The organism is Desulfovibrio inopinatus DSM 10711 (genome assembly GCF_000429305.1).
Classification (GTDB): domain Bacteria; phylum Desulfobacterota; class Desulfovibrionia; order Desulfovibrionales; family Desulfovibrionaceae; genus Alteridesulfovibrio; species Alteridesulfovibrio inopinatus.
Map to the genome: position 1 here is coordinate 27628 of NZ_AUBP01000002.1, position 20649 is coordinate 48276.

A 20649-nucleotide genomic window follows, 5' to 3' on the forward strand; every position below is an offset into this window, starting at 1 on the left:
TGTTTTGGATAATGGATGAAAGTTTGAAGAATGCGTTGCCATGGAGGTGAATATATACGGGAAGTGGGATGGAGCGCAATGCACTCTTCGAGGCATCGTTCATAATGAATACCACGCCGGTGCATGCCGTTTACAAAAAGGCTTGCACCGACATGGAATGTGTCCGTCTTAATATCGAGGCTCTTTGAACGACGCTGCACAATATTGCTCTATACCGATAGTTTTCATGCGGTTATTGTTGTGCAACCAGCGTTTTTTGACAAGTTCAGGTGTATTTTCAGGCTCACATGGAAAATCGCAGCATTCAAAACAAAAATCGATTCCACGTTTCGCAGCACACGCCTGGATTCCACATGTTCCCAAAATACACGCTCCTGTTCGACAACTTTCACAATTTCCCGACGTCAATCGAACAAGTACGCGAGCAAATGCCTCGTATTCGGAAAAAGCCGGGTCCATTGTTGCAAACAGATGCGCGTGTTTGCCAAATGCTCCCAGCTCTTCCCGGAGTGCCTTGGCATGTGCCGCAATGGGGGAATTCTGGTTATTGAGGCATCGGGCACAATTTAACCCGCACGGAGCAATCGCATGGACAATCTCTTCTCGTTTCACGGAACGTCCTTAGGTCTTATTGGCTTCAAACCGTACTCGATAGACTTCGGCTTCATCGGATTCAGAAAATTCTCCAAATAACAGTTCTGATGGCGTTCCCTGGAGCGAAACGTAATACGAATCGTTTTCACTTAAGGTGTTTTTGAGTGCCCAAGCGGTGAATTCTGTTTCACCAGCTTGAATTTTCAATCCTTGCATCTGATATTCAATCACCGTTCGTTGGGGAATAGTTCCGGAAGGACCAACACCATGCGCCCGTATTTCGGCATCAACAACGCCGAGCATGGCTCCGTTCCATGAATGTCCCTTGCTTGGGCCGACTTCAAGCCACAATCCAACGCCGGGAATCGGATACACTTGAAAATTATACTCTGTAGCGACAGGCTTTATGGGCATATTGGCCAATGCCGCAACTTTCACCCCTAACGAGGCTGCTGTGACCACTTCGGTACCACGAAGTGGCGTCGGTAAGCTGTCAACCGTTAATTCCCCTTCGGTCGGGACAAGTATGATCGGAAACCCATATCCTCGTTGTCCAAGCACTTTAGCGGCAAGTAAGGATAGTCCGCGACTTATGGTCGGACTGGCAAACGACTCAGCTTTTCCGGCGATAATCCATAACGCCGTATTTGAATCGGTCAATGAATCTGCCACGCCGGCCCAGGCCATTTTCTCCAAGTCGTCGACCCAGAAATGACCGTTTGGAACGACGGCATAGCGTGACACCGTTTCAAAAAGTTTTTTTCCTCGGGCCTCGTCCTTTTCAAGCACGGTGATCCAAACGTTTTTTTGCATGAGCGTTATGTCCTTACTTGAAGTTCGTATTGCTCTTAGCCGAGTATGATGTCCATGGCATTGGCAATATATTCCGAATTGGTCTGAATACGTGATGTGGCAGTGGTCAACTCGGTTTCAGCCGTACCAATGCGCGTGTCAAGAGTTTCAATCTTTTGATTGGCAGTGACGATCTTTTGATCAACTGTATCAACACGCTGATTGGTTGTGGTGACTTTCTGGTCCACGGTCTCAATTTTTTCATTGGCTGTGGAGACTTTTTGATCCACAGTCTCAATTTTTTCATTGGCTGTGGTGATTTTCTGGTCAATTGTTTCGATTTTTTGGTTTGCTGTGGTGATTTTTTGCTCAGCGGTATCGACCTTGGTCTCCAAAGTTTGGATTTTTTGGTCGGCTGTGGTGATTTTTTGGTTTGCTGTGGTGATTTTGTTATCGATAGTCGCTACGTGATTGCTTGCGACAATGAGGCGTTCCACATTGGTCTCGAATTTTTCTTCTTCCGCCTTGTCCACCAAGGGGCCATAAGAAAACCGGCGCGTCAGATTCCCTTCGGTCGTGATGGCCATCGTCAACGCGTTTGAATTGATCATGTTGACTTCGTTTTTACTCCCGACAATGACTTCAGCGTATCCACCAAGCACTGTTTCGGTTTTTTCTCCAAGAATAAGCTCATTATAGGCTTGACCTTTAAAGGAAAATCCACCGGTTGTGTAAAAAGTATGTCCGTTTTCGCCTCCCCAGGTATCTTTATCGTCATCGTCACCCGATGGGGGGTCGTTCGGTGCACCCATTCGATACCAGGAACTTGCGGTCGGTGAACTCATGAGAATGCGCTGTGTGCCTTCCTGGTCTTCGATATGTATCTTATTTTGACCAGATGTCGTAATACGAGACTGTGTTTTGTTGGAACTCGTGACCGGGCTGGGGTGGGCCGGGTTGGGGACGGCTCCGGAAATATAGGGGCGATCCGGATCACCACCGAGAAAATTGATGAGAACCTCACAGCCTTTATGCAACGGAAAATGCATGCCAAACCCGTTGCCAGCATACGGTTGTGCCATGCGTACCGGACAAGATGCCTGGCCTTCACCACGACCGGACAAATCAAAGGGCATGATCACCTTGTATCGGCCTTCGTTGTCCACTTCAGCGTATTCACCGGAGCCCGCTGCATCGATAGTTGCTGTAATACTTCCACTGACACGAGGTTTGCGAGTTCTACGTTGAGGTCGATACTGGATATTTTGGGGAACGGCTGTAAAAGAGTTTGAATAGCGCGGTTTCATCTGGGATACGTCATTCGGTGTCCCGGTTTCCAGATATTCGGGCTGCATGCCTTCATGATCAATGGAGACGATCAGATATTGGCTGTTGAAGGACTTGCGGTAGTGCTCATGGACAGTGAACAGAAAACCTGGCCGTAGGCTGGCTGCATAGCCTTCTCCGAAAAATGTGGTTTGACCGGAATGAATTTCTTCCGATCGAATTCGGCTCTGCTTTTGAGCTTCACTTTCGTTTCTCACGTTATCGCCAAAGAAGTATGTTTCTCCGACTCCGCGTTCAAGTGGTTTCTGAGATCGGATATCGAGATCAGGAGTTTGTGACATATAGTCTTTCACCAAAACACTCGACGGCGTTCGCTGTTTGCGACACACCAATGACCAAATTAAATCTTGGGCCTGACTTTCTCCTAAACCTGATGGCTGGGTGTAATGAACACGGTCTCCGTACGGGCTTGGCTGATGGGCGATGAGCGTATCGGTCACGACAAGTCGCATTCCTCCCTGACCAGACTCGAAAAAGAAGTACATGCCTTCATATTCAAGCCAGCGCATAAAGAAATTGAAATGCGTTTCGTCATATTGACAGACGTATTCGCGTTCCGAATAGGAGTTTTGCAAACGAAAATCGAAATCATTCGCTTCCAGACCACTTTGCACCAACACGTCCTTCAGAATATCGGGAACTGTTTTGTTTAAAAAAATTTGGTTGTATTGTGTTAACGACAGCCACCACGCCTTGGGGACAAGAACTGCTCGATAAAAAACGCGTGTACCGACTTTGTGTTCCTGATCAAAACGAGCCAACACTCCTTCGAATGTAATATCATCCCGCTCCAGCCCCCGTTCGATGGTGAATGTGGACGATTCATCCATCACGGCATCCAGATCAATATCGGCATTATCGGACGATAACAGGATATTAAATTCAAAGAGTCGGCATAATCCTTCCGATCCGGAAAACGAAACGACATGAAAGGTATCTTCCGGAACGGCCGAGGAAACGAACCGTGTTTTCATATCGAAGAGCGTCGGCATATGTCCTCCCGTTCTAAATCAGGGCCAAAACTTGAAATTGGCTTGGAACAATACATGCCCCAACAATATTATCGAGTACTTCCATGGCATTTTGACCAGTAACGCTCGTCAAACGTTGCGCTGGCGTGCCATCCATGATGACGCCGACACTGCCAACAATGAAATTCGTCATTCCCATGACGTCTTCGGAGACGACTCCTAATTCTACGCCTGCATCATCCCCTTGACTCAATTCAATCTCGGACAGTTGATTGAGTGCTGGCAGCCCATCGACCAATATAGTTTCGGCAGCTTCATCCACCAAGCTCGATTCGGAAATATTCGGATACGGAATCGGCACAGGAACAACTATTGGTGTTTTACATACGTCTGGGAATGCCATGCACATTCCCGGTCCCATGGTGAGTACGAACATAGAAGTTCCTTTGAGGTTGATTTACCTCCGGCGTCTGTGGAGACGAAAAACGGGAGGCGTTTTTTTAAACATACGGCGAAACCCAATGCTCAGCGGCGAGGCGTTGCGGGTTTGTCTTTTTCGTGAATTGTTTGGAGTCGGGCCAAATGGTTTTGCTATCCTGAATATCGAAAATGTCGGCACCGGTCAGGTCGGCGTTACTCAAGTCGGCCTCGATAAATTGTGCTTTGCTCAGTTTTGCGTTGGTAAAGTTGGTATTGCGTGCATGTGTCATCGTGAATTTTGTTTCGACGCAAGCACTTCGAGAAAAGTTGGCATTATCGAGATCGGCAACTTCAAGGTCGGCGCGCGAAAAATTTGCTCCTTGGCAATCGGCGTAGCGAAAATGCGTTGCTTTGCAACTTGCTCCGATAAACATGGCACCTTGTGCTTTCACCTTGTCGAATATGGCTCCAGTGAGATCGGTTTTGGAAAAATTGGCCATGGTGATATCTGCTCCGCTGAAATCGGCATTTTGAAATCGGCTTTGTCTGGCTTGAACCATAGCAAAATGTACACCGGAGAAATCGTAGTTCGAAAAATCGAGATCGCACAGTCCGGTTTTGAGGAACATGGCGCCACTAAGGATAATGGACGTCGTAATGGAGCTTCGTATTTGTGTTTTTTCCAATGTAGCGCCGGAAAGATCAGCGGTGGAGAGATCGCATTTGAGAAAAATGGCTCGGTTGAGATCAGCGGCAACGAGCAACGCATTCTTGAGACTGGTATGTTCGAAAACAGCTTGAAGAACGTTGGCTCCGGTCAGATCGGCTGTGTCGAGGCGGCTATTTTTGAAAATAGCCATGCGGCCGGTAATATTTTTCAGGCTGACGCCATGGAGATCGGAATCGATAAAAAGCGATTGCTCCAGGTCAGCAGCTGTAAGATCGGCGTTGTGAAAACGACAATTGGTAAAGAGTGCTCCTTTTAGCACCGAGCCGGTCAGAACCGTTTTTTCAAAACCGACATTGATAAAACGCTTTTTTTTCCAACCTGATCCAGAGAGGTCAATGCCGGAAAGATCGAGTTCGGAAAAGTCATCTCCATCAAAATGGGATTGGCCAGTGAGCCGGGCCAAGGCTTCTTCGCGTGTCATCGGATGAATCCTGTTCGGTTTTCGAGCAACGTCATGCCGAGATTGGCCTGATCGAACTGGGTTTGCCCGAGTCCGACCTTGAAGAAATCGACCCCGAACAGATTGGCGCCACGCATATCGGCACTCGCCAAGTGGGAACCACGGAGTTTTCCATAAATGAGATTCATGCCGCGCATATCGGCACGCTCCAGGTTGCATTTGAGAAATCGGGAATTGGCGGCGTTGGCCGCATAAAACCGGCTTGACGGCAACTGACTGCGATCAAAGAGACATCGTTCAAGACGTGCTTGGGTAAAATCGGCCTGAGGAAAGGTACTTTCTATGAAACTTGCCTTCATGAGATGGGCATTGGTGAAGACGGTGTTGGAGAAGTCGGACATCTTCATAACACGAAGTCCTTCCCCTGTGATGGAATCAAAGCAGGTTTGGAACGCGCTGGAACGGAAAAATATTGTTTTTTGAAAATCAGCTCCGGTGAAATCGGCTTCGTCCAACACGGCATCAAGAAAAGTACAGCGAACAAGCATAGCTTCGGTCAGTTCTGCGTGTTTCAGGACGGCGTTACTCAAGACAGTCTGCGAGAGAATAGCGTTATGAAGACGAGCTTGGCTCAAGTTGGCTTGATTGAACAGCGTTGTTCGTAAACGGGACTCACTCAGATCGGCAAGCGTGAACATGGCCTCGGAACAGTTGGTTCCTGTTAAATCGGCCTGTTTCAAATTGGCTTTTGTGAAAAGACACTTGGAACATATCGCCTTGGTAAAATCGGCTCGAACGAGTGAGGCTTCGCTGAAATCGGCTGCATTGGCCAATGCACCACACAAAAGAGCTTTGTCGAGTATCGCCTTTGTAAAACGACATTGTTGGATGTTGGCTCGGGTCAGATCCGCTCCAGTCAAATTCATTCCTGAAAAGTCGAGTCCGGAGAGGTTCTTTCCGGCCAAACTTTCGCCGTTCGACAGGGCGAGGGCAACATCCTGAGCCGTCATTTTGGGCGAAAGACCGGGAACACTCCCTCCAGCATCCACACCGGCCTTGGACATCATTTCTTTGGCCCATGTCGGGATGGGATCGGCTGCTGCCGCTTTGGCCGCTTCTGCTTTTGCCAATCCCTGACGAAGCCGGGTAGCGCCAGATGCCGTGACTGCATCCAATTTTTCACGCAATCTTGCCACGGCGGCGCTATGCAGAGATCGGGCTTCCTCTTTCGCATTGGCGGGAAGTCCTTCGTCTGCAAGTTTCCAAGGAATTCCATTTTCCAACCGAGAGAGTGCCGCCTCGGGGCCTCTCGGGGAAGAGGAAAAGAGATCGGGAATAGGTTTATCGGTTTTGGTTGCGGCCTCGCGAGCAAGCGACCGTGCTTCCGCCTTCAGGGCATCGGCTTTTCCCGTCATCTTCCCTGTCAGTGCATTGATATCTGCTTTGATATTCTTTGCTAACACGGATGCTTTGGGAGGGGATGTGGCTGCGGAGACAGCTTCTGCTTGCTTCTCTTGTTCTTGAGGAGGCAATGCAGCAACAAACCACGACAAGAGATCCGTTCCGGCCTGCTTGGATTCATACAACCGTGTTCCATACGGGAGTCGACTTGCCTGAGCTGCAGGAGCGACATTCTGGATGGTTTGAAGAAACTTGTTGTCATCGGGCGTCGGGTTTGCAGGATGGACCACGATGACAGGATGTTCACTCATGGTTTTGGCAAGGTCGGGTGCGAAGACATCCTTTTCAGTTAATGGGGTGGCTATCGTAAAAATACGTCCGGCAACCTGACGGGCCATCAGAGCATCCAGAGGGTGCTGGGTGACGGCAATGGGTTTGTCAGGAGAAAAACGATCAACAAAAACAGGAGCATCAAATCCGGACCATGCAACAGCATTGTTGAGGGATTCCGGGCCCTGAGGAAGAACGACAATACGAAGGGGGCGTGGTCCATCAAAGGAGGGCCAGACAAAGCCGGCAGGAATTTCAACAGACGGACCTTCGGCAAGTCCCCATTCTTGCGGGATCATCGTAAAAGCCGTGTCGTTTATGCCGACAAAAGAATCAGCAAGTGTGTGGCGTAAAAAGCCCTTTGCAAGCAGTGCGTCCATAGTCAGTTTGTCATCAAGAAGACGTTTCTGACAGATTGTCAGAAATTCCATGATTCGACGCAAAGGCGGCTCCTGAAAGAGTGCAGGGGAGCTGGGTGCGCTTGTGGCGAGAGAAGGACGTTGTTTTATAGCGTCATCCAGTCCGGACGTCGCGCGTTGTGTGCTTTCGTTTCGGAGTGCTTTCGATTTTTCAACGGCTGCAAGAGTCTTTTTGCCGGCCTTCTCCATTGCCGAGTCGGCCGCTGTGAGGAGTTCTTTAACGTGTTCAATATGTGGCATCCCCATGGTGGCACTCGGTCCAAAGCGTTCGCCCAAAGATGCGATGAGTACCGAGGCGGTTGAGAGTTTCTTTTGGGCATTGGCTATTCGCTGCCTGCCTGAAGAAACAATCGATTGCGGCGAAGTGACTGGTTTGGGAGCACGTCCCATAGCACGATCCATGGCGGCTGATATGCGATCGGGAACAGCGTTGACTTCTTCCATGGCTCGGGCTTTTTGAGCGGCCGTATTGGCTAAAATGGATGGGTCGGCCGTGGGAACAGTTCGATCAAGACGTTTGGTTCTTTCAGCAAAATAGTCGTCAATGGAACGCTTTTCCGTATCGAGGGGCTCAACAGCTATCAGGACATCGGCCAATTCATCCTGGTCAAGACGTTTCGTTTCGAGAACAGCGCGATGAATGGTGAGAATTCCGGCTTCGGGAAAAATATGTACTGTATCAATACGAGTCTGGGGTTCGATAAAGGCGGCAGGATGGCTTGGGGCGGCCGACGTCGGCAGATCGTCATCTTTGCGTAACGCGACGAACAACCTGACCCGTATCTTTGGGAGGCGTGTGCTTACCTGACGCCTATCGGGTCGAAGCCTTGAAAATTCAACATGTTCTCCAGCAGAAAACCAATTTTGCTTTTGAGGTAAGCGCTGGTCCGGAGGGGCGACGTTGAAAAAGAGCGGATTGAAATCGCCTGGGAAGTCTGGCCAATGGGTTTGTACCCATTTTTCATCATATGTCCCTGTAAGGGATTGCCGATCCGGATGCATCATGGACCATCCCCAAAAACCTGCGGGATCGGGCTGGTCTTGAGGAGAAGTAACAAGACGATTGGGGTATTCGATATTGGGTAACGGCAAGAGCTGCATGCCTTCATGCAGTGTTGTCTCAACGCCTTTCCCTTCGGGATTTTTGTCGAAACCGTCACCACCGAAGGATCTGGTTGGCACAAGCGGCATGGACGTAAACGGGACGGGATCGGTGACTCTGGATGAATTTGTAGACGGCATCCAGCTCGGAATCCAGTACCGGTCTCCAAATACAACGATTTCCTTGCCGACAGTCCCCACATGAAAAGAACAGCGCATGGCTTTGACCATTTCTCCCTGGAGAGCATGGCAAGAGCCTGAAACCAGAACTTCACCGACCGTTTTGGGCATACCGGCGTCGAGCGGGGTTTTGGGTGGAAGGGCGTTTTTTGCTGTTTTCCACAAATCGCGTTCCAACAACAAGCGATCCGGTTCAAATACATCACTGAAGACGAGAACGGAAAAGACAATATAGTGTTTGCCGGAAAGACCAAGATTGGTGACTAGCAGGGATGTATTCTGCTCTTTAAGAATGCGCATCCTACAAACATCCTTTTTGAGCCGGCCGGGTCGGCTCCAGGCTGAAACAGTTAACCGAGGTGCACTTGATCTCCATCGATTTTGACCATTTCTTCGGCCACATGGACCGCATTTCTCGAATGCATAGTCAACGTCTCTTTGGTGAGGTGTCGGGCCGTGTTCGCCTGGACTTCATCATGTTCTTCAACGAGTTTGACGGCATTTTTGAGCCGCTGCGTGAATGCCGAAACGACATGTTCCATTGCTTTGGCCACAACGGTGATGGTGTTGGTTTGCGCCGAAAAAAATCGGCCAAAGAACGATGTCCTTTCCAGATGCGCTTCGGCTTCCTCGGCAACCATGGAAAGTTTACGCGACACAAGCGTATTTTCTTCACCCGATACCAGACAGCTTGATTTGTCGGCTGAAAGAACAATGTTGCGGGCACAGATAGTGAGATCGTTCTCAAAGGCAAGATGTTCTTGATTTTGATTGGATTCATGGCGACGGAGAACCGACAAAATAAAGGATAGACCCGAAGCATCAAGGCTGACCAGAACCATATCGCCCGGTGCGGGACGCAAGAGGCATCCTGCGGCTTGTTGTGCCGATATGGCACCAAAAGAGACGGTGACAACAAATCCATCATCACCGTGTGAAACGACTTCTCCGTATTCCAACGTTGGTCTGGACGTATCAATTCTGTTTGCGAGATTATGCATGGAGAACCTTCTGCAGCGCTGTTGGTCGGCTAAAGAAAAAGAACATCTTCACCTTCCCAGCCGGGTATAGGTGTTACGGTGTTGTACCGCGTTTTGAGAAATTGTCCAAATTTCTTTCTTTGGGTGTGTTCGTTTTCGCCTTAGGCATGAGTGTCTCAAAATAAGCGATTCAGGAAAAATTGCTCACTTCTTGATCTCAGCGTATTCTTCAACTGCTCCCGCAAGTGGAAAAAAGAGTAATGAGATAACGCGTGCACAAAGTGCCGCTGCATGGGGCCCATTCGGGCCTCGTTGGGTAAAGCGCTTAAACTTTGTGTTCAAGAGCTTTCTTTTGTTTTCAGGAAAAGGACTTAAAAGTGAAAATATAGTGTGTTTTTGTGCGCGATAGACATGTTCCTTGGTGGATTTTTACCTTGAGTCCTCAGACAGCATAACTTGTGGTCTGTCGTGAGGCCACTGGGTTCCGCTCTGGCTGATCAGGGGCTGATACGCACTTAATCCAGAATTATTGGGGATATAACAAATATTCAATCGATCATTTAGAGATAGAGCCGCCAACGTGGCTCGGTTCGAAACGTTGTGGAGGGAGTTTGAGTTCATCGCAGTTAACACAATTTGAGTCTCTTCGGATAAAAGCAATGAACGCCAGAGAGCGCGGCGACCGGGCAAAAGCCTTGTCTCTTTTTGAGACCATTGCCAAATTCCACCCTGACCGTCTCGATGGCCGATTGGGTATCGCCGAAGAATGCCGTGCACTTGGTCGCCTAGACGAGTCGGAGAGCATCTATCAGGATGTCTTGATAGAGAACCCTGATCATATCGGTGCATTGCACGGTTTAGCAATGAATGCCAGAGGGCGTGGCGACCGGGCAAAAGCCTTGTCTCTTTTTGAGACCATTGCCAAATGCCATCCCGACCGTCCCGAAGGATGGTTGGGCATTGCCGAAGAATATCGTGAGCTTGGTCGACTGGACGAGTCGGAGAGTATCTATCAGGATATCCTGAACAATACTTCAAATCATATTGGTGCATTGCGTGGTTTGGCAATGAATGCCAGAAGGCGCGGCGATCGGGCAAAAGCCTTGTCTCTTTTTGAGAGCATTAGCAAACTCTATCCCGATCGTCTTGAGGGACGACTCGGTATCGCCGAAGAATATCGTGAGCTTGGTCGGCTGGATGAATCGGACAGCATCTATTGGGATATTCTGAATGATAATCCAAATTATATTGGTGCATTGCGCGGTTTAACAATGAATGCCAGAAGGCGCGGCGATCGGGCAAAAGCGTTGTCTCTTTTTGAGACTATTGCCAAACTTCATCCTGACCGACTCGAGGGGCAGTTGGGCATTGCCGAAGAATACCGTGCGCTTGGCCGGCTGGACAAATCGGACAGCATCTATCGGGACATTCTGAAGAATAATCCCAATCATATTGGCGTACTGCGTGGCTTGGCAATGAATGCCAGGGGGCAAGGTGATCGTGCAAAAGCGTTGTCTCTTTTTAAGAGCATTACCAAACTCTATCCTGATCGTCTTGAGGGACGACTCGGTATCGCCGAAGAATACCGTGAGCTTGGTCGGCTGGACGAGTCGGATAACATCTATCGGGACATTCTGAAGAATAATCCCAATCATATTGGCGCATTGCGTGGTTTGGCAATGAATACGAGGGGGCGCGGTGATCGGGCAAAAGCGTTGTCACAATTTGAAAAAATAAGTGAGTTGATTGCATCACGTCCTCAGGTATGGCTTGATATTGCCACTGAATTGCACGCATTGGGGCGATACTCGGAAGCTATTGAAACGTTGAAAGAAAAAGAAGATGACTTTTCTGCAATAGCTTCAATGTATTTGAAAATGGGCTGTATTCATCGGGAAAGGTGTTCTCATGAAGAAGCGTTGCAATGTTTTGAAACTGCATCGCAAATTGAGCCGTTTAACTTGCAGGCGATGTTTCATGTTGCTGTGGAAAAAATTACGCTAGGAGATGTTCACGCCGCTATAGACGAATTTAAAAGAATTTTATCTCAAGATCCAAGTCATCTCCGTACATTAATTAAGTTGGGGGGATTGGCGATAAATTTGCGACTTCCAGAAAAAGCGATGTCCTATTTTCAACGAGCTATCGATGCTCACCCCCATCAAATAGAGCCCTATTTGCAATTGGCTCATGTTCACTTTATCTCGGGGAAGATTGAAAAAAGTATGGAAGTCTTAGACCGTGCTACGGCGCTACTAGGGAATAGACCTGAACTGTACTTGCGAAAAGTATCTTTCTTATGGCGCAATCGTCAATTTGAATCGGCATTAGCTCTCACTACTGAAGGGACTGCTCTCTTTCCTGACCATTATGGGCTGCAAAAGCAGTATATTCTATGGCTCATTGAATTAGGGCAATATAAGAAAGCAGCTCATAGAATTGCATTTTTATCCCAAGATACGCCCCAAAAGAGGCAGGATGCAATATTGCTGTTAGCACAGATCGATCATGAGCAATGGCGTTTTCCTCGTGCAAAACTACAATACGAAGCAATTCTGGCATCGAATTCCAATTGTCATGCCGCTCATGGGGGACTCCGTAGGATTGCCTTAGCCACCATGGATATGGAAAGCGCTGTATACCATGGCCGGGAGTTAGATCGAATTGATATCGGCATTCAAAAGCTGAAAGGTCAACTTCGTTTGAATAAACACAATATATTTGGTATGTTGGTCGATGAATATCGGTTGCAATGGAATTCTCTTCAAAGGGTTCAAGCTGCGTTGAAACTTCAGGGAGATCGGCGTTTAAAAGCAATAGTGAAGGTTATTCTGGATGAACCAGATGCGACGTGTGCCGCAGTATCCCTCATTACGCAGTTAAGGGTGTTAGGCTATTTCGATATACAAGTATACGGAGGCTCCCATAGGATTCCCAGAAAGATTTTCCAATACTGGGACAAACCTCATCCACCTGAGGATGTCTTACGATTTGCTAAAAGCTGGAAAATTCACAATCCAGATTATGATTATCAGCTTTTTGATGAGCGTGCGGCACGAATATTTCTTAAAGAACATTATCCGGCCAACTATTTCAAAGTATATTTGGGCCTGAAGCCGGGAGCGCAAAAAGCAGATTTTTTGAGATTGGCTTTGCTCTATAAATATGGTGGAATTTATGCAGATATTGATGATATGTGCTTGAAACCTCTCGACGATTTTATCCCGTCCGATACAAAGCTCATGTTGTGGCAAGAACCTATGATGAGTGTGGGCAACAATTTCATTGTAGCGGTCCCTGAACACCCGGTTATCGAATACGCCCTTCATCGAGCTGTTGAAGCGATGGAGCGGGGTGATCACGAGACAATATGGCTTTCCACGGGGCCGGGCTTGCTATCTCGATCTCTGGCTGTTTATTTCGCGCAGAACTGGGGGGATTCGTATCCGGACTATCTTCAGGTGAAAGTTGTCCCGAAAGCACGTTTAATGAATCATGTCGGAATACATGGTTTTTTACGATACAAGTCCACGAACGATTCTTGGGTAATCAGAGAGTTTTCAGCTGCAAAAGGGTCTTTTGTAGATTTGTAAGTTTATGGCGTAATACCCGAGGAGCTGCGATAACTGCCAACTTTTATGGGGTGGACTCAATGGGCAAGTTTCTTCATTGAAGCCTGATCTGAAAGATCTTTTTCTATCAATTCGTTATTATGCGTGGATTGACCACGGCCGGAGAACGCGTGTTCTCCAACCGTGTCGTGAATAGGAAGGAAATTATGCCAAGGGCAGATAGATTTCGGTGAGCAATTCTTCAGGTGCAGTTGTGTCAGGAGTATTCAGATATACTTCGTAAGCTGGTTTCGACGCCATTTCTCGTCCAGAGCTCGGAATCCATTGACCGCAGAGTTCAGCATAGGTTGCGGCCAGTTTAGAGTATGGGCCTTTATGGAGTGTCACAGCAAATTCACCACCAGCAAGAGTCATAACGCCAACTTTTCCTTCAGGCTCAACGCCTTTTGGGACAGTGATACAAGCGTCGTAGCGGATTTTTTCCGGAGCGGTCACTTCTGGGTCGTCGTAGCCAACGCCGATGAATTGGGTTGTTGGGTTCAATAATCCTTTGGGACCGGCCCAGTCGCATAATGTTCTCCAGGCATGTTCACATTCGTTGTACGGTCCGACATGACGGACGCAGGCAACAAGGCGATCTTCAAGTGTTTTAATGTCGACATTCATGGTTGACTCTCCCAAGTGGTTAAGGACAAATCCATTGGGACCGGTCTGTCTGGCTGTATTCCAGGTGTCTGGCATGCCGTGTTCAGATCGGCCAGCCTCTCGATAACTTTTTGGAGACAGGCCAAAAACATCGGAGAAAGCCCGTGAGAATGATTCCACAGCTTCGTAGCGGGCACAGAAGGCGATTTCTGTTACCGGTTTTTCTGTGTACATGAGCTGTTGCGCCGCACGCTCCAGGCGTAACCGTCGGATATGTGCAGCAACGGATTCTCCGACCATACCGCGAAAAACTCTGTGGAAATGGTACGGAGAGAGGTGCGCTGTTTCGGCCAATGAAGCCAAGGACAGATCCTCATCAAGATTGTCCGCGATTCGATTCATCACACGGCGGATTCGTTTTTGGTAATTCTGCTCGGTCGTTTTTTTCATCCCTCGTCTCCATCTCCGATCCTACAGAAAGGGCAGTGGTCCTACTTGATGATTTTTGCGCATTTTTGCTCTCGTGACTTTACGAACAGTGCGAGGCGTCGTATCACATTTCATCTATGCGAACTATCGCCCACTTGTCAGATCTTCACTTTGGACGCGTCAACGATCGGGTCCTCGCTTCGCTTTTGGACGACCTCGAAACATGCAACCCTGATCTTATTGCCGTGTCCGGGGATCTCACACAGCGTGCCAGCCGTAAGCAGTTTGAGGACGCCAAGGCGTTTCTTATAAGTTTGGCATGGCCTATGGTTGTTGTTCCAGGGAATCATGATGTCCCCCTCCTCAATCCGGTTGGTCGTTTTGCCAAACCACTTGGTCGTTACAAACATCATTTTTCCGGCTTCCCGGATCCTTACTATACAGATGACAAAATGATGGTTGTGGGCATTAGTACGGCTCGTCCTATTTTTTGGAGAACGGGCAGCTTGCCGCCGAGTGTCAAGCGCACGAGCCAAGGATTGTTTTATGATGCTGGACCCGATACCATGAAAATCGTCGTCGCCCACCATTCATTTATGCCGCCACAAAAACGACGTATCCCACTCGCCTTTGATATGGCTGGCCGTATGGCACATCTGCTGCGAAATGAAAAACCCGATATTTTGCTGGCCGGACATTTTCACAAAAGTTTCCATTGTCTTGCTGGGCCAGATTCTGAAACAGGGAAGATTCTTGTCATTCACGCCGGGACAGCCGTATCAAATCGTTTGCGTAAGGAACAAAACGCCTTCAATCTTGTTCATGTAGAAAAAAATCGTGTTACCGTGGATGTGCGAGCTTTTAACAATGATATTTTCAATTCGATTGCAATAAATTCATTTGTCCGTCGCGGTGGCGTCTGGAATCCCGAGTAGAATGCTCTCACCTCTAGCATAAGAAGAATCCATGAAAAAACGCCCAAAACGTGAGGACACACCGTACCATCCCTTTCGCAAAATTCGTGTCATGTTCAACGGTTTTCAATATGCCGTCATTACCGATTTTAGCGTTGCTTATAAACTCGTCGTCTCTATTGCCGTTCTCATTTTCGCCTATCGTCTTCGATCCTGGGTCGATTTTCTGCTCATTATGGTTGCCACCGGCATGATGCTTATGGCTGAAGTCTTCAATACGGTTATTGAGGAACTCTGTGATTTTATTGAACCGGGGTATAGTGAGCGGATAAAAGTCATTAAAGACACGGCCGCTGCAGCTGCCGGTATTGCCATTTTTGTCTGGATTTTCACGCTCGGCTACCAGATATGGGGACTTGTTGAGCTTTTATTGTAGGTTATATCCTCATTTTACACGTGAGGAGTACAACAGTGGACGTGCGAAGGAAAAATAATGTGATTTTTGTGAATGTGTTCATGAAATTTTATGTAAAAATTTCGTGAATAATCGAGACTCTTTTTTTTTTTAATCATAGTGTTCTTCAAGAATATCAATGACTCGACCGGCCCCACCAAGATTGGATAGCCAGCGGCCGACGGTTTCGGCATTGGCTGCGTAGGACGGGTCGTTTTGGAAGCGCGTAATGAGGCGGAGGAGGATATCCGGCCGGAAGGCTTCCGGGGAAATGCGCACGCCGGCACCGACTTTGACGATGGATTCGGCGTTATAGCGTCGTTCAAAGATTTCCCCTGGGCAGATGATTTGTGGAACAGCATGAATAAGTCCCATCATTATGCTGTTTTGACCGCCATGATTGATATAGGCGAGACCATTGGGCAACAGTTTGGTGAAATCGAAGTGATCGGCAACGTGAATGTGGTCGTGAGACGCGCTTGTCATGCCTTTGGCTGAAAGAAAGACCGGGAGATGGCTGTCTTTAAGCGCTGTGCCGACGTTTTTGACGAGGAGTTTTGGAGTGATCTGGCTGTTGCCCATGTAGCCAACAACATTGCTCCTGTCGGTATGGTGCTCGACGAACTTATGGAAGTAGACAAGCGGACCGACATGATGAATGCAATCGCCGGAAATGGGTTCGAGTTCTTTTGAGCTGGCGATGAATCGGTGTTCAGCCCATTCGAAGACATTGAGAATAGAATCAATTTCCGGGAGTTTCCATTTCACCAAGCGTTCACGAACCCTTCGACTGAATTCGGGATTTTTTGCGTACGATGCCTGGGTTGGATAACTATGTGAAGCAACCGCCGGAATCCCTTCCAAGTGAGCTGCAACCAGAGCGGGCAGTCTGAACTCGGAGTAAACGATATCGGGTTTGAAGTCGCGAATAGCGCTTCGGATATGTTCGATATCGCGTTCAAAAAAATTGGTACGCAGTGCGCCGGTCAAATGCAGCACTTCTTCAAAGCTGCGCACTTCCATTTTGTGAAGGATACCGAGTTGTCCCATGACAGGAATAAGTCGTCGACCAAGCGTTAACGGCAACCCCAATGGTGAAGGCATGGGAGCACCATAATGGGTCACTCCGGCAAGAGGGGGCATATTATTGTCGGCTGGTGCACAGATAGCGATGGAATGTCCTCGAGACATAGCGTTTTGTGCAAGAGCGATGGTGCGCAAACCTGGACCAAGAGTTCGCGTAGCGAGACCGAGGGGGGCAAGAAGCAATTTCATGGAAAAATATCTCCCCTGTTGTCATGGGCTGATTTCAACCTGACGGAGATGTTGAAGCATATGATGGCGTTATGCAGGAATGGCACAGACTGATGCACGAGGAGTATACAGTAAAATCGGAATATGATGAAGTCTTTCATTGTATCAGTGCATGTTACGAAAAAACCCTTTAATAGCACGATCTTCTCATGGATTTACCATTAAAAAGGCGTAAAAAGGAAGGATGAAACACGTACGATTGGTCGTAATAGGGATTGCCGGTATGGTTGGCCTTGCCTGCCTCGTCGCTATCGGCGTTCAAGTGAATTCTTTGAATATTGCCTGGTTCATGTCCGCGTTAGAATCAACTCCAGCCTGGATATTCTTGGTCTGTGCGCTTTTTCTTCCTCTGGTTGGTATGCCGATAAGCATTGTGTTTGTGGCTGCAGCCATGCGTTTCGGCACGTATATGGGCTGCCTCCTCCTCATTATTGTCGTACCATTGCATCTGGCTATGGCTTTAATATTGACGCATAAGGCATTGCGTCGTCTTTTTTTTATTATTTGGCGTCGTGATATCGTTTTCTTGCCATCACTTGTCGCTAAAAGACCAGGATTCTGGGCCTTTTTTTTGTCAGCGGCTCCAGGTATCCCCTATATGATTAAGAATTATCTCATGGCACTGAGTCCGCTTCCCGTCCGGTATTTTTTTCTGGTCGCGTGGCCAGTCCATGTAGTGCAGGCCTTGCCGTATCTCTTCTTTGGAGAGGCTGTACGGAGCTCGAATTGGTGGTCATTTGGGGCGGGGTTGGGAGTCTTTGTGTTGATTCTTATATGTATGGAAGTGGTTCGTCGTCGTCGTGAATCCATTCAATAGGGGAGAACGACGGAACGGACACATAAAATCGACTTGGCATCTTGACGTCATGCAATACTGACTTATTTTCGAAGTGTTGTTTCGCCAACCATACCCCTCTCACTCCCTGAAAAAACCCGCGGCCTTTGGTCGCGGGTTTTTGGTGTGTGCTCAGGAACATTTTTTTCGATGGTTTCCTGTCCGATAGAGGCTCTTGAAGCACTGGATATTATTTATCTGGATAACATGCCGTTTGCTCAAGTTGAATCAGCTTGGCTTTGAGAGCTTGGATGCGATCATAGGACGCCTGGATACGCTCCCGGCTCAACGTTCCGTCTTGAACTCGCTTTTTCAGTACATCTGCTACAATTGATGGCAGGTCCGGATTATATTCAAGGTTGTTACCAAACAGCAGGATATCAACACCGGCATCTATGGCGAGATTGATGGTTTCCGTCAGGCTGTATTGTTTGGTTATTGCACCCATTTGGAGATCATCACTGACAACGACCCCTTGGAAACCAATTGTTTCGCGCAATAGGGACGTGATGATCGCTTTGGACAAAGACGCCGGATAGACGGGATCGAGATGTGAATTCACGACATGGGCCGACATGACCATATCGATGAGATTATGATCGGCAAGATACTGGTAGGGGATGAGTTCGTCACGAGTCCATGTATTGCTGACATCGGTGATCCCTTTGTGCGTATCATTTTGAGCGCTTCCATGTCCGGGAAAATGCTTGATGCATGAAAGAACACCGCTCTCGTGAAGTCCCTGGATAAACGCTGCTGCATGGATCGCGGTTTTTTCCGGGTCGGATGAGAAACTTCGTCCAATGGCTCCGATGGCTGGGCTTTGCGGATTGACATTGACATCGACGACCGGCGCAAAATCAACATTGAAGCCAACGCGAGCTAACGTGTGCCCGACAACGGCACCGGTATGGAGGGTCCACTTGGGCATGTCGAGCTCTCCAAGAGATTGTGCCGACACAGTTGTCTGGAACCCATACCGTTTTTTCAGTCGATTAACGCGACCTCCCTCCTGATCTACGGCGATGAAGATCGGGGTGGGGGCCAACGATTTGAGCGAGGTGATAAGTCGTTCAACCTGTTGAGGACGAATGATGTTTCGGTAGTTGCTTTTGCGTTTGACATCGCGGTTGAAAAGAATGACGCCGCCGACACGACCTTTTTTGATGTCTGCAGCAATAGGATCAGTGGGACTGATGTAAAGCCCTCGAAAGCCAACCATAACCATTTGTCCGATCATTGTATCGAGCGAGGGGGAGGCAGCAGTCGGTGGTGCGGCGAGAGAAGGCTGAGGAGAAGAAAAGACAAGCTGGAGAAACAGGCCGATACAAAGAAGTCGGACAGGATGGAACCACATCCGGAAGTCGTGTTGGTTTTTCATGGAGGCAACAATAATGAAGCCCGCCAAGAAAGGCAATTGTCACACGAAGAGATGGATTAGTTTGTCAAAACGGCAAAAGGATCTACTCCGCATTTTCGTGGGTCTATGCTGTCCACAATCGATATGGGATTGCTCGTGATATCTTGCTTGGCAAGATCCAAGCGCTCTTTGGGAACAGTACGCATTTGCTGATCAAAAGCGACGATGACAACCGGCCAACGCGTATCGCCGTGATTGGCTTCGCATACGACGGCATGATTCCCATTGCTCAATCGGACAAGTGTTCCGACAGGATAAATACCAAGAAACTTCACGAATAGAGCAACATCTGAGGTGTTGAAGTCATTGTCACGTAATTCGTACATAATCTTCAAAGCCTGGTTGGCTGGCATCGAGCTTTTATAAACGCGTCTGGAAGTCAACGCGTCATAGACATCAGCGAGAGCGATAATCTTCGAATATGCGTGGATTTGAGATGAGCGTAAACCATACGGGTAGCCACATCCGTTGACTTTTTCATGATGTTCAACAACAGCGCGCAAGACGATTTTGGAAATGCTGGGGTTTTTTGAGAGCAAAGAAAGGCTCTTGAGGGGATGCTCTCGCATGACGGTAAGTTCGGCATTCGACAACTTACCCGGTTTGTTCAGGATAGATCGCGGGACAAGCGCTTTGCCAACATCGTGAAATAATGCAGCCAGGCCAATGGCGGTCATGGCTTTTTCCGACATGCGGCAATATTTGGCAAATCCGACACTGATAATGGTCACATTAATGCAATGCGTAAATGTATATTCGTCGTGAGACCGGAGTTTCCCCAAGCCGAGAAGTCCATCGGTATTGCGCATCATACTGTTGACGATGTCGCTGACAAGTTCTTCACCCTGTCGTATGTCAACTTTACCTGTCTGTTGCGCCTCCATCATGAATGTACGGGCGTAGTTCAACGAGTCGCGGTATATCTTTCGGGCAAAGGTGTGTTCTTCGGTCAACGCAACAACTTGGTCGAGGAGAGAAGCATCTTGTATAATCGGCTTGGTCGGTTCAACTTGTGCTGTTTGATTAGGGATATTTTCATCTATTACGTATTGAAGAGATGACAAATCACCTTGGCTGCGTTCCGGATCTACAAATGCTTCCGTAAATCCATCATCGGCGATAGCGGCAATATCTGTGCTCGCGTCAATTGGACCTTCCTGGCAAAACAGATAAGGGTGATCAAGCCAAGATAAACCAACATCAACAACAAACATGCCTACTTTGAGGTCTTTGACCTGAACTCTTACAGGCATGAACATCAGCTCCTTGCATACAATAATAGTACCATTTCATAATGCAACTTCATCTTTCAATATTAGCATGGAAGATCGGGAATGAAAATCAGGAAAAATCCCAATTTACGTAACAAGGATTTTTTTTTCTTCATCTACAGGTAGCATG

15 protein-coding genes are annotated in these 20649 nt (G+C 48.1%); 4 read left to right on the forward strand and 11 right to left on the reverse strand.

What is annotated here, in order from left to right:
* Positions 1–168: 168 nt before the first annotated feature.
* From G451_RS0102505 to G451_RS0102535, 7 genes are all read right to left on the reverse strand, one after another.
* Positions 169–612: a DUF3795 domain-containing protein gene (locus tag G451_RS0102505; protein WP_027183032.1), complete on the reverse strand. Its 444-nt coding sequence runs from the start codon at positions 610–612 to the stop codon at positions 169–171.
* A gap of 9 nt (positions 613–621) precedes the next feature.
* Positions 622–1407 (reverse strand): hypothetical protein, encoded by a 786-nt coding sequence (locus tag G451_RS0102510; RefSeq protein ID WP_027183033.1) that lies wholly within the window; start codon positions 1405–1407, stop codon positions 622–624.
* A 35-nt stretch (positions 1408–1442) separates the two neighbouring features.
* Positions 1443–3725, reverse strand: coding sequence for a type VI secretion system Vgr family protein (locus G451_RS27115; RefSeq protein ID WP_051261058.1), 2283 nt, complete (start codon positions 3723–3725; stop codon positions 1443–1445).
* Between the two features lie 13 nt (positions 3726–3738).
* Positions 3739–4140, reverse strand: coding sequence for a DUF4150 domain-containing protein (locus G451_RS0102520; RefSeq protein WP_027183034.1), 402 nt, complete (start codon positions 4138–4140; stop codon positions 3739–3741).
* Positions 4141–4204: 64 nt separating this feature from the next.
* Positions 4205–5275 (reverse strand): pentapeptide repeat-containing protein, encoded by a 1071-nt coding sequence (locus G451_RS0102525; RefSeq protein ID WP_027183035.1) that lies wholly within the window; start codon positions 5273–5275, stop codon positions 4205–4207.
* Positions 5272–8985, reverse strand: coding sequence for a DUF2169 family type VI secretion system accessory protein (locus tag G451_RS0102530; protein WP_027183036.1), 3714 nt, complete (start codon positions 8983–8985; stop codon positions 5272–5274). Before G451_RS0102530 ends, G451_RS0102525 begins: the two co-directional genes overlap by 4 nt.
* Positions 8986–9035: 50 nt before the next feature.
* Positions 9036–9686 carry a DUF3540 domain-containing protein gene (locus G451_RS0102535; RefSeq protein WP_027183037.1) on the reverse strand — a complete coding sequence of 217 codons (651 nt, stop codon included), beginning with the start codon at positions 9684–9686 and terminating at the stop codon, positions 9036–9038.
* A gap of 638 nt (positions 9687–10324) precedes the next feature.
* Between G451_RS0102535 and G451_RS0102540 the strand changes: the two genes are divergently transcribed.
* Positions 10325–13258, forward strand: coding sequence for a tetratricopeptide repeat protein (locus G451_RS0102540; RefSeq protein ID WP_027183038.1), 2934 nt, complete (start codon positions 10325–10327; stop codon positions 13256–13258).
* A 183-nt stretch (positions 13259–13441) separates the two neighbouring features.
* On the opposite strand, the gene G451_RS0102545 is transcribed toward G451_RS0102540, so the two are convergent.
* Positions 13442–14332, reverse strand: a complete 891-nt coding sequence (locus G451_RS0102545; RefSeq protein WP_027183039.1) for an AraC family transcriptional regulator — start codon at positions 14330–14332, stop codon at positions 13442–13444.
* Between the two features lie 116 nt (positions 14333–14448).
* On the opposite strand from G451_RS0102545, the gene G451_RS0102550 reads away from it, so the two are divergent.
* Positions 14449–15246, forward strand: a complete 798-nt coding sequence (locus tag G451_RS0102550; protein ID WP_027183040.1) for a metallophosphoesterase family protein — start codon at positions 14449–14451, stop codon at positions 15244–15246.
* A 31-nt stretch (positions 15247–15277) separates the two neighbouring features.
* On the forward strand, positions 15278–15661 hold the full coding sequence (locus G451_RS27120) for a diacylglycerol kinase (RefSeq protein ID WP_034640495.1): 384 nt from the start codon (positions 15278–15280) through the stop codon (positions 15659–15661).
* 129 nt (positions 15662–15790) lie between these two features.
* Here the strand turns inward: G451_RS27120 and G451_RS0102560 are convergent, their stop codons facing one another.
* Positions 15791–16954, reverse strand: a complete 1164-nt coding sequence (locus G451_RS0102560; protein WP_027183041.1) for a glycosyltransferase — start codon at positions 16952–16954, stop codon at positions 15791–15793.
* Positions 16955–17177: 223 nt separating this feature from the next.
* Between G451_RS0102560 and G451_RS0102565 the strand changes: the two genes are divergently transcribed.
* Positions 17178–17810 (forward strand): TVP38/TMEM64 family protein, encoded by a 633-nt coding sequence (locus G451_RS0102565; protein WP_027183042.1) that lies wholly within the window; start codon positions 17178–17180, stop codon positions 17808–17810.
* A 208-nt stretch (positions 17811–18018) separates the two neighbouring features.
* On the opposite strand, the gene nagZ is transcribed toward G451_RS0102565, so the two are convergent.
* Both nagZ and G451_RS0102575 read right to left on the reverse strand, forming a co-directional pair.
* Positions 18019–19209 carry a beta-N-acetylhexosaminidase gene (gene nagZ / locus G451_RS27125; protein WP_245587759.1) on the reverse strand — a complete coding sequence of 397 codons (1191 nt, stop codon included), beginning with the start codon at positions 19207–19209 and terminating at the stop codon, positions 18019–18021.
* A gap of 56 nt (positions 19210–19265) precedes the next feature.
* A complete protein-coding gene (locus tag G451_RS0102575; protein ID WP_027183043.1) occupies positions 19266–20501 on the reverse strand; it encodes a cyclic di-GMP phosphodiesterase in 1236 nt (411 codons plus the stop codon).
* Between the last annotated feature and the right edge of the window lie 148 nt (positions 20502–20649).

Bases quoted from the DNA above. Each gene is read 5' to 3' on its own strand.
- G451_RS0102510 (WP_027183033.1), bottom strand. From the start codon at position 1,407: ATGCAAAAAAACGTTTGGATCACCGTGCTTGAAAAGGACGAGGCCCGA.
- G451_RS27115 (WP_051261058.1), bottom strand. From the start codon at position 3,725: ATGCCGACGCTCTTCGATATGAAAACACGGTTCGTTTCCTCGGCCGTT.
- G451_RS0102520 (WP_027183034.1), bottom strand. From the start codon at position 4,140: ATGTTCGTACTCACCATGGGACCGGGAATGTGCATGGCATTCCCAGAC.
- G451_RS0102525 (WP_027183035.1), bottom strand. From the start codon at position 5,275: ATGACACGCGAAGAAGCCTTGGCCCGGCTCACTGGCCAATCCCATTTT.
- G451_RS0102530 (WP_027183036.1), bottom strand. From the start codon at position 8,985: ATGCGCATTCTTAAAGAGCAGAATACATCCCTGCTAGTCACCAATCTT.
- G451_RS0102535 (WP_027183037.1), bottom strand. From the start codon at position 9,686: ATGCATAATCTCGCAAACAGAATTGATACGTCCAGACCAACGTTGGAA.
- G451_RS0102540 (WP_027183038.1), top strand. From the start codon at position 10,325: ATGAACGCCAGAGAGCGCGGCGACCGGGCAAAAGCCTTGTCTCTTTTT.
- G451_RS0102545 (WP_027183039.1), bottom strand. From the start codon at position 14,332: ATGAAAAAAACGACCGAGCAGAATTACCAAAAACGAATCCGCCGTGTG.
- G451_RS0102550 (WP_027183040.1), top strand. From the start codon at position 14,449: ATGCGAACTATCGCCCACTTGTCAGATCTTCACTTTGGACGCGTCAAC.
- G451_RS27120 (WP_034640495.1), top strand. From the start codon at position 15,278: ATGAAAAAACGCCCAAAACGTGAGGACACACCGTACCATCCCTTTCGC.
- G451_RS0102560 (WP_027183041.1), bottom strand. From the start codon at position 16,954: ATGAAATTGCTTCTTGCCCCCCTCGGTCTCGCTACGCGAACTCTTGGT.
- G451_RS0102565 (WP_027183042.1), top strand. From the start codon at position 17,178: ATGAAACACGTACGATTGGTCGTAATAGGGATTGCCGGTATGGTTGGC.
- nagZ (WP_245587759.1), bottom strand. From the start codon at position 19,209: ATGAAAAACCAACACGACTTCCGGATGTGGTTCCATCCTGTCCGACTT.
- G451_RS0102575 (WP_027183043.1), bottom strand. From the start codon at position 20,501: ATGCCTGTAAGAGTTCAGGTCAAAGACCTCAAAGTAGGCATGTTTGTT.